At 48.8% G+C, this 12274-nt stretch carries 8 protein-coding genes; 3 read left to right on the top strand and 5 right to left on the bottom strand.

The annotated features are described in order from the left end of the window. Positions 1-414: 414 nt before the first annotated feature. The 3 genes from P9J64_15920 to P9J64_15910 all read right to left on the bottom strand — a co-directional run bounded on the left by P9J64_15920 (position 415) and on the right by P9J64_15910 (position 3060). Positions 415-1410, bottom strand: coding sequence for a dipeptide ABC transporter ATP-binding protein (locus tag P9J64_15920; protein ID MDG5469810.1), 996 nt, complete (start codon positions 1408-1410; stop codon positions 415-417). Further along, a complete protein-coding gene (locus P9J64_15915) occupies positions 1410-2372 on the bottom strand; it encodes an ABC transporter ATP-binding protein (protein MDG5469809.1) in 963 nt (320 codons plus the stop codon). The genes P9J64_15920 and P9J64_15915 overlap by 1 nt, the downstream gene beginning before the upstream one ends. A 319-nt stretch (positions 2373-2691) precedes the next feature. Continuing rightward, the gene (locus P9J64_15910; GenBank protein MDG5469808.1) at positions 2692-3060 is read right to left on the bottom strand and encodes a response regulator; all 369 of its coding nucleotides are present in this window, start codon (positions 3058-3060) and stop codon (positions 2692-2694) included. Between the two features lie 1027 nt (positions 3061-4087). Here P9J64_15910 and P9J64_15905 point away from each other — a divergent pair. Both P9J64_15905 and P9J64_15900 read left to right on the top strand, forming a co-directional pair. Beyond that, on the top strand, positions 4088-5164 hold the full coding sequence (locus tag P9J64_15905) for a KamA family radical SAM protein (protein ID MDG5469807.1): 1077 nt from the start codon (positions 4088-4090) through the stop codon (positions 5162-5164). 277 nt (positions 5165-5441) lie between these two features. Then, positions 5442-7166 carry a mechanosensitive ion channel family protein gene (locus P9J64_15900; protein MDG5469806.1) on the top strand — a complete coding sequence of 575 codons (1725 nt, stop codon included), beginning with the start codon at positions 5442-5444 and terminating at the stop codon, positions 7164-7166. Between the two features lie 427 nt (positions 7167-7593). Here P9J64_15900 and P9J64_15895 read toward each other — a convergent pair whose 3' ends face one another. Beyond that, positions 7594-7941 carry a hypothetical protein gene (locus tag P9J64_15895; protein MDG5469805.1) on the bottom strand — a complete coding sequence of 116 codons (348 nt, stop codon included), beginning with the start codon at positions 7939-7941 and terminating at the stop codon, positions 7594-7596. Between the two features lie 434 nt (positions 7942-8375). Between P9J64_15895 and P9J64_15890 the strand changes: the two genes are divergently transcribed. Next, positions 8376-8966, top strand: coding sequence for a histidine phosphatase family protein (locus P9J64_15890; GenBank protein MDG5469804.1), 591 nt, complete (start codon positions 8376-8378; stop codon positions 8964-8966). A 386-nt stretch (positions 8967-9352) separates the two neighbouring features. On the opposite strand, the gene P9J64_15885 is transcribed toward P9J64_15890, so the two are convergent. Then, complete coding sequence (locus P9J64_15885) at positions 9353-12088, bottom strand: Rne/Rng family ribonuclease (protein MDG5469803.1); 2736 nt, start codon at positions 12086-12088, stop codon at positions 9353-9355. Positions 12089-12274 lie beyond the last annotated feature (186 nt).

Genomic DNA, 12274 nt, shown 5'->3' with positions numbered 1-12274 from the left:
AGCATAGTCCTGGCTTAGGGTACTTATTCGTCAGGGGCCCATCGTTTCTTGTCAGGCTACCTGTCTTTCCCGCGCGATTGGTTCGAAGTCCTGTCGTGCTTCGTGAAAGCGTTCACCCGTTTTACGCCAAGCCAAAAGGCAGCCAACGCAGGGACAACAAATGAGATAATCATGCAAAACAAGAAAAACCAATGAACCTCTGCTCTTGTGAGAATCCAGGCAACGAAGAGGGCGATGGAACAAAAGATGATCAGAAAAATTCCCTGGATTAAATTTGCAATGGGTTTGTCGGGGTTGTTGGTAAAAATCATTTCTTTGCCTTATAACCTCTTCGGCCCGGAGCGCGCGGAGTGCAATGACGCTTGCTAAAAGTAGCGGTAACGATTCTATCACTAGCTGCAGCCCGCCGTGAGATCAGCTTCTGCTCTGGCGAAACCTGCCGACTTCACCGCTAAAATGACAGGCGGACTGGTGGCCTCCGGTGTGATCTGTCAATGCCGGATATTCTTTGCGACAGACCTCTTGCGCGTAAGGGCAGCGGGGATGGAAGTGGCAGCCTGTGGGCGGGTTGATCGGTGATGGGATTTCGCCACTTAAAATCTGGTGCTCGCGAACTCTTTGCGGGTCGGGGATCGGCACAGCGTTGAGCAGGGCTTCGGTATAGGGGTGGCATGGTTGATGGTAAAGCTGCTCTGCCGTGGCTATTTCGACAATCCGCCCCAGGTACATCACCGCGACCCGGTCGCAGACGTGCTCGATAATGCCAAGGTCGTGGGAGATAAAGAGGTACGTCAGACCGAATTCTTCTTGCAGGTCTTTCAGCAGGTTGACGATCTGTGCCTGGATAGAGAGATCGAGTGCTGAAACCGGCTCATCAGCGACGATCAGGCGTGGTTGCACAGCCAGGGTTCGTGCAATGCCGATGCGTTGTCGTTGGCCACCGGAAAATTCGTGGGGGTAGCGATCGTAATGTTCGGGAGCCAGTCCTACTTTCTGCATCAAAGCCAGGATCTGCTCTTTAATGGCGCTGCCTCTGGCAAGGGAGTGGACTACCAGCGGTTCGCCGATGATCTCGCCGACCCGCATGCGTGGATTGAGCGACGAGTAAGGGTCCTGGAAAATCATCTGCATGTCACGGCGAATGGCTGTCAACTCGCGGTGGCCCATGCCAGCGACATCTCTGCCGTCAAATTGAATCGTGCCTGAGTCCGGTTCGATGAGTCGCAGCAATAACTTGCCGGTGGTCGACTTTCCGCAGCCGGATTCACCGACCAGGCCGAGCGTTTCGCCACTTTTGATCTCGAAAGAGACCCCATCCACCGCCCTGAGCGATTGTTTTGCTGCGCCGGGGCGGTTGGCGCTGACCTTGAAGGCTTTGTGCAGATTTTCTACCTTGAGAAGTGTCGACATTATTGCACCTGCCAGCAGCGCACCCAGTGGTCTGGCTGCACTTCCTTGAGTGGTGGGAGCTCGCCACGGCACGGCGCGAAGGATTCGGAACAGCGCTCAAGAAAAGAGCATCCTTCGTTGGTTGCACCAGCTCTGGGAACAGTGCCTTCTATAGGGATAAGGCGTTGCTTTTGCTCACCGATACGCGGGATGCAGGCCAGTAGCCCTTGCGTGTAGGGGTGCCGAGGGTTCGCATAGAGCTCTTTAACCGGAGCGGTTTCCACGATGACACCAGCATACATGATGGCAACGCGATCGGCGTTTTCAGCGACCACGCCGAGGTCGTGGGTGATCAGAAGCATGGCCATGTCGTGTTCGGCCTTGATCGCAGCGAGCAGATCCATAATCTGTGCCTGAATAGTGACGTCGAGAGCCGTGGTCGGTTCGTCGGCAATCAATAACTGAGGATCGCAGGCAAGCGCCATGGCGATCATTACGCGTTGGCGCATGCCGCCGGAGAGCTGATGAGGGAAATCCTTGATTCTCTGGGCTGCCGCCGGGATTCCAACCTTGTGCAGAAGTTCGGTAGCGATCTCGGTTGCCTCTAGCTTGCTTTTACCCCGATGCAACTGCAAGCTCTCCATGATCTGGTCGCCGATGCGAAAGACCGGGTTGAGCGAAGTCATCGGCTCCTGGAAGATCATGCTGATGCGATTTCCTCGCACCCGCCGCACTTCTTCTTCGGGTATGCGTAGCAGATCCAGGTCGTCAAAACGAATTTCACCTTCGACGATCTTCCCCGGTTCCGGGATCAGGCGCAGTAAGGAAAGGGCGGTCATCGATTTGCCGCAGCCGGACTCGCCTACCAGGGCCAGGGTTTCTCCACGTTTGATGGTGAAATCGATACCGTTTATGGCCTTGGTCAGACCATCTCTGGTGAAGAAGTAGGTTTTCAGGTTGCTGACAGTGAGAAGTGTGCTCATGTTTTCATCTCTGGTGATTTGTAATTTCTAAATGGAAGCATGACACGTTTGGGGATGTCAATCTATTAAAGACTGGAACCCGGGACGTGGTACGGGGAGGGCGGACAGCCAAAACAGAAATAATGTGCAGCCGTCGGGCCTTGATTAGGCAGGCAGTGTCTGATTTTATCCTACTCACACCGCATACTAAATATCCCTAGGTAATGTAAGGACGAGTTGCAACAGGATTTACAGTAAACTGACACGACAGAGAATCAATATGTTTATAAATCGTGAAAATAAGAAACGATCCATGGGGACAATCTTCAGAGGCCGATATTCAAGAGAGTAGACTCTGAATGGTTTCAATAACCATTGATGACTTGTAAGGTTTTGTTATGTACATGTCGGCTCCAGCTTGCTCGCCCATGAGAAGATCTTCTTTGCTTTTTTTCGCCGTAAGCATGATAATCGGTATATGACGGGTCGTTACGTTAGTCTTTACCTGCCGACAAACCTCAAGGCCATCAATCTTGGGAAGCATAATATCAAGCAGAATCAGATCTGGATTCATAGTTACTACTGCCTCCAATGCTGCCTGACCATCCGTCACTCCTTCGACATTGTAACCCCTTAAGGTCAGCAGTATACTTTGAAGTTTCAATAGAGATTCTTCGTCTTCAACAACCAAAATCTTCTTTTTAATCACAGGAACCTCCACGTTTAAGTCTGATCCGATCGTCATCCTCAGTCTCCTGATCAAATCGCAGCATTGGTACACTTTAACATATAAAACAGAATGTGCTGTGACTTGAAAATCACATAATCCTGCCTTATAGAAAAGGCCACCAAGAATCGAGCCTTGGTGGCCTTGTTTTGTGAGTTAAAGAGCTTCTTAACTAGCTCTATCAAAAAGAAGCCGGATTTTTTCTCGGATGTTGTGTCTTATAGGAAAGATTCCAACGCTTCCGGTAGACAATACTTCAAAGGGTGTTATTAGTTAAAAAAATCTACTGCCTTTGCATTTCCCACCTTATTTAAGGCACAGATAACTTGCCCTGCTCCTTACCCCCTCCTGAGAGTGAAGCTTTTTTTGAGCCGTTGCCGTGAAAAGAAAAGGCTACTCAGGATTGAACCCAGGTGGCCATAGTTTTCTGCTCCTAAATAGCTCTATCTATAACAAGCCCGTTTTCGTCTCAGAAGTCGTGACATTTATGAATATAGTGCAGTCTGTTGGCGCACCAATTTCGGGGCAGGGGGGCGCTTTTGCTTTTTGTTCCAGGACCATGAATTTTCTCCGAGCCTTCGCTGGGAGTTTTGTACAGCTAAAGCCCCTGCCCACGTTTGCCGTTCCGTCTCATCTGTGTTAGTGTGCCTGAGTTGATGGCGGCGTCCTCTCCGGGGCGTTCCGACCATAGACCCGCAAATGAGGTGGATCGTTCATGCTCCGGTATGTTCGAGACGAACCCTCTCTCTTCAGAGCAGCACTGCGGTTGTGATGTCCCATCGCAACATCGGGTGCGGGTGGCTCTGTCCTCTTTAAAACAATCAATAACCATCATTTTTCCGGCACACTGCTGCCCGGCTGATTCCCGCTTTCTAAAACGGGAGTCTCTTCTGTATTCTCTCCACGTTTGTCATGCCTGTCGCAAGTGCCTCTGCTGAAATGATCTCATCGCCCTCTGTGTTGGGCTGTGGGCTTTTTGGCACAACCTCAACTTGCTTAAGGAGGCACCATGTCAATCGAGTGGCAAGACCAACTCAGAGAATTTGTAAACACCGCCGACAAGCTCAAACAGTTCATCAACCTCACTGCCGAGGAAGAGGAGGTTCTCCGCACCAATGAAACGACCTGGGGAACCACTCCCTATTTTGCTGCCCTGATGGACCCCGATGATCCTTCATGTCCCATTCGCAGACAAGTGCTTCCATCGGTGCAGGAGCAACAGAATCGCTTCGGTATGGATGATTACCTGGTCTGGAAGGAGAACCGCGCCACTGAGGAACAACGTCCGGACAGTATCGCCCGGCAGTACCGTGATCGCGTAGCCTTCACAGTCACCCAGACTTGCGGAATTTACTGCCGACACTGCTTTCGCAAGGAGCTGGTTGTTGACGGCGACCTAAAACTCGACTTCAATGTAGATGAGGGTCTCGACTGGATCGCCGCACACACTGAGGTACGTGATGTGCTCATTACTGGAGGAGACCCGTTTTTGCTTTCAGACGATCAGCTCGAATACCTGATCCGTAAACTGCGCGAGCTGCCACACATTGAAATGATCCGCTTCGGTACCCGTTCGCCAATCGTGTTGCCACAACGTATCACCCCGGGGCTGAAAAAGGTCCTCAGTGCCTATCATCGCGTACCGATCTGGATCAATACTCAGTGCAACCACCCGAAAGAAATCACTGAAACGACTGCCAAGGCCGTGTTTGAGCTGCTCTCATGCGGTGTAAATATTGGTAACCAAGCGGTGCTCCTCAAGGGGATTAATGATGATGTCGAGACCTTCCGCGAACTGCACCAGAAACTGCTGAGGGTCAGGATTAAGCCTTATTACGTCTTCTACTGTGAACCAGCCCCCGGCATTGACCACTTCCGCACCCCGGTGGAAAAGGGTGCCGAACTGATACGCGATGCCCTACGCGGACACACTACAGGGCTGGCCCAACCGATGCACGTCATCGCTACGAACATCGGTAAAATTCCACTGATGCCCGACTATTACATCGCTGGCAAGGATGATGAAAACTACCAGCTGCGCAATCATAAGGGTGAGGTGACGACCATTCCCAATATGCCAGAATAACCTTTGCACCTTAACGCGTTAAATCCGGAAACAAATGGTCGCTGTTTCAACGAAAACCAACAAGGCCGGTGCCCATAGAGGACACCGGCCTTGCCTTCCTTCTGTTTTTCTCCGATCCCTTCATCTGTTCTGGATCATCTCTTAAGCGCATATCTGCGCTTTTTCAGCCCTCCGATCTCAACCCCTTTCTGATTAGTCGCTGTTTTGTTTTTCGGTAAAGTTGCCAGCCACGGATAAGGAGTTATGCTAGGTTTAGTCTCAACAAAAGGAGGCAAGAATGAGATCAAATAAATATCTAAATCAAAAACTGTTTCTGATCTTTTTCGGATTCTTTTTTCTACTTATCTCACAGCAAGTTTTTGCTGATTCAGTAACTGAAAAAACAACAGCATCTTCTGAACAAAAAGAAATCAGTCATCAAACCAATGAAGCCTTGGAAATAGCATTCGCAGGTATTGAGAGACAAAGAAAGACGATAAAAGATTATGAAGAACGTATCGCAAATAGCGGGGGGACCAAAAAGCAGATACTTGAGGCCTGGCTAGACAAGTCTTGGTTAAAACTATTAGAGCAAGGCGTAGCTTACGCCGAAACTGTTGATGCCAAAAAGAATGATGACATCAATAATGAGAACTACCAACAAAAAGCCAAAAAGATTCTTGGCGAGCAGAGTGAAATTGCAAACACGGTAATTAATCGGATCCATCAAAGAATAAAACTTCCTGAGCAGGGCTCTTCTGCCGTAGAAAAAGCTGCCGCCTTTTCTAAAATATTTGTCCTGTTAGAGTCCATCCAAAGAACGGTTGAGCTACAAATAAAGAGTCTCGAAATTGCGAAAGATTTTGAGCTTGATGTAACTGCACAAGAGCAGTCTCTCAGAAAGAGTCTGTCCAATCGCGCAATCAACATATCAATTCTTTTAGATTCAATGATGGAAGACGTTGTCGCATTAAGCGCCAGTGCGGAGGTTGTCCCCGATGATACGGAACTGGCAACCAAACTGAACGCAACAAAGCAATTGGCTCAAAGGCTTGCTGTGTCACTCAACAGTGTGTTGGATATGATGGCCGATCTAGGCATGGATACTTCAGCCTATCGGGAACTGGTCCTGAGTAATACTGGAGTCATTACGATAGATGTGCTTGACGTAGGTGTTGGCTCTCGCTTATTGACAGCCTGGGGAAAGAGTCTTTGGAATGGAGTTGTTGAAAACGGCCCCGATATTGTTTTTAAAATATTTTTGTTCATCCTCATCTTATATATTTCAAAAAAACTCTCAAAGGTTGCTCACAGCGTTGTTGAAAAGAGTTTTAATAAGTCAAACATTCATTTGTCTGAGTTGTTGAGGCGCATGATATTTTCTCTTACACGTAACGTGATCATCTTGCTTGGAGCTCTGGTTGCCCTGTCTCAGGTTGGAGTTAGCATTGGGCCTCTCTTTGCGGGGTTGGGGATTATCGGATTTATTGTCGGGTTTGCGCTTCAAGATTCGTTATCCAATTTTGCCTCTGGACTAATGATTCTGCTCTACAGGCCCTACGATGTTGGATCCTTGATAGAAGCGGCGGGTGTTTTTGGCAAGGTCTCTCACATGAGCCTTGTCAATACTACTGTCATAACATTTGACAATCAGACCATTATTATCCCAAACAACAAGATTTGGGGAGATGTCGTAAAAAATGTCACCGCACAAGCAACTAGACGTGTGGATCTGGTTTTCGGCATCTCATATACCGATGATATCCCAAAGGCAGAGAAAATCTTGAAAGAGATTCTCGATTCGAATCATAAGGTCCTCAAAGATCCAGAACCAATTGTTCGTTTACACGAACTCGCTGACTCTTCTGTTAACTTCGTCGTCAGACCCTGGGTAGCTACTGACGATTACTGGGATGTTTATTGGGACGTCACGCGTGCAGTAAAAATGAGGTTCGATTCTGAAGAAATCAGTATTCCGTTCCCGCAGCGTGATGTGCATCTATACAGTCATGCGTTGGCATAGAAAAACAGATCAGAACATAACCTCTTTCTTGTCCTTCTCCCCGCTATAACTTCGCTCACCAAGAAGGCTCAAGTTTGCCAAGGAAATAATAAGGGCGTTTCCCGATGCCAGGGCAGCTACTACTTCAGAGAAGCTTTCAACCATTGCAATCAGGCATAAGAAAACGGCCTCCGAGGATCGTATCCTGGTGGCCGTAGTTTTGTGTTTTAAAGAGCTTTCTGAATACCTCCATCAATAAGAAGCGGTTTTTTAACCATTCCTTAAAATAGTGCCAGCAATAATGAGACTCCTTGGCATAATGGTCGGTACTAAAGCAGGGAGGTTTACAAGATTTCTACTTTAGCTATAAAAAAACGGGTATTTTTACTAAAAGAATTAAAGGGAATTCTTCGGACAGCAACAGAAGGTGAGGTGTCAAAGGACAAACCTAATTCACGACAAAACGAAACATCATATCTGCCTCGTAAGCCATAATTATCTTCAGTCTATATTTATCGACTGTAACGACATTACTTTCTGACAAATCAAATTTATACTCTTTGTTGGTAGGAGAAGTGTCATTGCCCACCTTTTCGCTGAAAATAATCACAATTTCAGAGCCGCTTCTGCCTCCATAAATTAACTCAGTATGTGTCCCCGCCCTGTCATCGGACCAAAAAGGGATACCTAAAAGAGCAAGTTGCTCCGTACCATCCTTGTCGTTAAGTTGGATTGGTTTGCTCAAACAGGAGGTCAACAGGAGCATGGCAAAAAAAATTACAATAGCCCTTATCAAAGCATTACTCCTTACGGAATTGAATTTAAATTCATATAAGCTTTAACCGCTTAGGATGACCTTCCCCAAACCGTTTAAAACTCAAATAAAAACCCAACCTATGACCAGAGGAGCTTCATAAATACTACTTGCCACCCTCTGGGTAATAACTTCTTGAATACCTACACAAATAGGACATTTTTAATTTAGTGTATTTGGCTGAAATGGTCAAACGTCAAACATTACTATGCTTCCTCCTCCAAAGTTTTGGCGTCTAAGGGCTTCATTTTTGAAATGATTACTAGAAACCTTCATAAACAATAAATGCCAACCCGGAATTGATTCAGGAGCTTCTTAAATGAAAAGAAAACGGATCTATCCACTTTGTTTGATGGGTAGATCTGTTTTTATAAGGTAAATTAGATTGCATATACTTAAGGAGGTTACAGCAAAAAATGCTAGATTATTTAAACTTGGTTGGTAAGGCGCTGATTAGCGTGGTCTTTATAAGCAGCTTGAGCTGTACCCCGGTACTGTCCTCAGAGGGTGATGCTGTTCTCTGGAATAGTTTGCGATCGGGTGAGCATTTTGCTTTACTCCGTCATGCCATTGCTCCTGGCAATGGAGATCCTCCGGGGTTCAAACTTGGCAGTTGCCGGACGCAAAGAAATCTCTCCGAGGAAGGACGGAGCCAGGCCGTTAAGATAGGTAAGCTCTTTCGTGAAAATAGGATTCAAACGGCACGAGTATTCTCGAGCCAATGGTGTCGCTGCCTAGAGACCGCAAAGTTGCTGGAACTTGGGCCGGTTCAGGCCCTTTCTTTTCTCAACTCCTTCTTCAATAATTATGATTATCGTGAGTCGCAAACACAAAAGCTCACAGCGTGGCTTCATGAGCAAAACCTTGGCCAGCCTCTTGTGTTGGTGACACATCAAGTCAACATAACAGCTCTGACTAATGTCTATCCCAGCTCTGGTGAACTCGTGATAATCCGCCGATCCAAAACCGGTGAATTTGCGGTTGTCGGAACGATCAAAACGAAATAAATGTTGTTCAGGAATATCCTGTCCTTTCGCACTTATCCTGATCCCGAGTCGCAAACCCTTTTTCATTGCGCATAACAAATAATAAAAGGCCACCAAGGCTCAGATCCTGGTGGCCACAGCTTTGTGTATTAAAGAGCTTCCTGAATACCTCTATCAATAAATAAGAAGCAAATTTTCGTCTCGACAGTGGTGGCTTATATTGCTTTTGTCGGGATGCCGGATGATTCACGGAAAAATGCTATTTATAAACAACGAGTTGCACCTGCAAGTTGAATCCGTTCATACAAAAAACCCCCACATGGAACAAGTGGGGGTTTTTAGAAATCTGAAGCGGTCGACGTCATAAGAACGGCGACCGCTTTGGTTTGTATTAAAGGACTTTTTTCTTAATCCTCTTTGCCAGAATCCTTTTCGACCGCTTTCTTGCGAGGTGTTCTGGTCCGTTTTGCTTTGGCAGGCTCTTCGGTAGGCTTTGCCGCCACCTCATCTTTAACCGCGGTTTTCCTGGTCGTCTTCTTAGCCGGGGCTTTCGTCTTGGCGGGAGCTTTTTGGACGGTCTTCTTTTCTGCGGAATTAGCTTCCTCTGTTGCTTTTAAAGCGTCCGCATCTTTTGCTTTTGGCTTGGCCGTGCTGGTTCGACGCGTTTTCGGCTTAGGTTTCTCTCCGACAGTGTTCTCTTTAATTTCAGTTACTATTGGTTCGCTCTTCTCTACCGATGCAATCTCTTTGGCTGCCGGCTTTTTGCGTGGGCGCTTGGCCGGTGCTTTTTTGACGACCTCTCCGCTCTCCGCGGGGGCGCTTTTTTCTTCACTCTTCTCAGCTGCTGCCTCTGTTTTCGTTACTTTGGCTTTCGCGAGACGAGGCCTGCGGCTGGCTGGTTTTTTAGTTTCAACTTTCTTTTCGCTCGCAGCTTCTTTCTGAGCGCTCTCCTCTGCAGGGGCCTCTGGCGCAACTTTGGTTGCTTCTGTTGGTGGATCAGTTTTTTTCGTCGTACGGCGAGGACGTCTCGGTTTTGGCTTGGTCTCGACCTCTGGTTTTTCTCCTGCAGCGACTTCTGCCGGAGGTTCTGTCGTTGTGTCTGATGTCGCTGACTGGTTCTTGTCAGTTGTAGAGGGCGGCTCCACTTTTACTTCGTCCGCTGCTGATTTCGGTTTACGACGACTCCGCCGACGTTTCGGTTTGGCTTCCTGTGCGTCTTGATTTCCTTCTGCGGCCTCCGCAGGCTTCTCCTCTGGCGTTTCGGCGACGGGTGCTTCTTGTGCAGGCGCTTCTGTCGTTGCCGCACTTTCAGTTACTTTTTTGCTTCGTGAACGTCTTGGCCTTTGTGGCTTCTTCGCCGGTGCCACATCATCAGACTTTTCTTCTGCCGCCCCGGTTATGGTGTCCGTTGAGTCAGTTGCAGCGTCTTCCGATGTTGGCTCATCAGTATCGCTGGTGTTCTGCTCTGCTTCAGAAGCTGTCGCTCCTGAAGGCTTGCGGCGTCTCCTGCGACGGCGTTTTTTGGGTTGATCCGTTCCCACCTCAGCTGTTTCTTCCACCGCAGGCAGATCCGTCTCCTCTTTGTCTCGCTTACTCTCTTCTTCGGTCGCCAGGGGCACGGAACCGGCCTCAACAAATTCCTGCTGGGTCGACTTACTCTTCTCTTTTTTCTGAATTTCGATTTCAACCTGGTCAGACAGAAAATCGCGGTTACCGTGAATATGGATCTGCAACTGGTAGCGCCGCTCCATCTCGACGAGCTCTTCACGGTTGTTGTTCAACAGGTAGGCGGCAACTTCAATCGGCAACTGGGCATCAACACGACTGACCTGGCCTTTAGCGGCGCTGGCGTGAATTTTACGCAACAGGGCAACCGCCTGGGTTTCAGGACTCTTCAAATGTCCGGAGCCGTTACAGTGCGGGCAGGGCAGGTAGGAGCCTTCTGTCAGGGCGGCTTTAATCCTTTGCCGGCTCATTTCCAATAACCCAAATTTACTGATGCGACCAACGCTAACCCGGGCCTTGTCGTTTTCCAGTGATTTCTTGACCTGGTTTTCGACCGCGCGATTATTTTTGCGGTCCCGCATGTCGATGAAGTCAATGACGATCAGGCCACCGAGGTCGCGCAGGCGAAGCTGCCTGCCGACTTCTGTGGCGGCTTCCAGGTTGGTCTTGGTCGCCGTGTCCTCAACGCCGCGCTCGGAAGCCATCTTGCCACTGTTGACGTCGATGGCGACGAGGGCTTCAGTGGGGTCGATGACAATCGAACCGCCAGAGGGCAGGAGCACTTTGTTGCGGCTCAGGGTCTCGATCTGGTCTTCAATCTGGTAGCGGGAGAAGATCGGTCGACGTTCCTGGTGAAGTTTGACCAGTTTGATGTGGTCAGGCATGACCATCTGGAAGAAGTCTTTCGCTTCTTTGAAAACCTGCGGGTCGTCGATCAGAACTTCATCCATCTCCGTGGTGAAGTAATCACGGATCGAACGGATCATCAGGTTGGATTCTTTGTAGATCAGGGCCGGAGCTTTGGCTTTTTGCTCAAGCTCCTTGATGCTTTCAAAGAGCCTAATCAGATAGCGATAATCCCGTTCCAACTCTTCGCGAGTCTGGTCAAGAGCTGCCGTGCGCACGATATAACCGATGCCCTCGGCGAGGTCGAGAGAGCTCATGGCCTTTTTCAGCTCTTTGCGTTGTGCGTCGCTCTCGGCCTTGCGTGAAACACCCCGTGTCTGGCTGCCGGGCATAAGAACCATGTAGCGCCCGGCGAGGGACAGGTAAGTGGTCAGGGCTGCACCCTTGGTACCGCGCTCTTCCTTGGTGATCTGGACCAGGATCTCTTGGCCGCGAGACAAAAGGTCATTGATGCGTGGCCTGCGGCCATCTTCGGCAGGAGTGTAGTCAGGCTTGACCGTGGTGTAATTGATTTCATCGATTTGCAGGAAGCCGAGGCGATCTGCGCCATAATCAACAAAAGCGGCCTGCAGACCGGTTTCAACCCGGACCACAACCGCTTTATAGATATTCCCTTTGGAGGGTTCGCGACCGGCAACCTCGATATCGAGCTCAGTGAGGATACCATCTTCTACAATAGCCACCCGGTTTTCTTCGGGATGGGTGGCGTTAACCATCATTTTCTTAGACATGTAATTCTTCCCGGCTGCCGCATGCGACAACCTTAATCTGTTGGGGGCATAAACCCTGTTTCGAGATGGTTGGCTCAACCGGAACTGGGAGCGCGCTCAATAACAGGATAAATACCAAAACTGTTTATCTGTAGGACCTGTATCTCAGTCCTTAAGATCGAAAAAACCTTTTAAAAAAGGTAGATA

The organism is Deltaproteobacteria bacterium IMCC39524 (assembly GCA_029667085.1).
GTDB lineage: Bacteria > Desulfobacterota > Desulfuromonadia > Desulfuromonadales > BM103 > M0040.
This window is presented reverse-complemented; position numbering and strand designations above follow the sequence as displayed.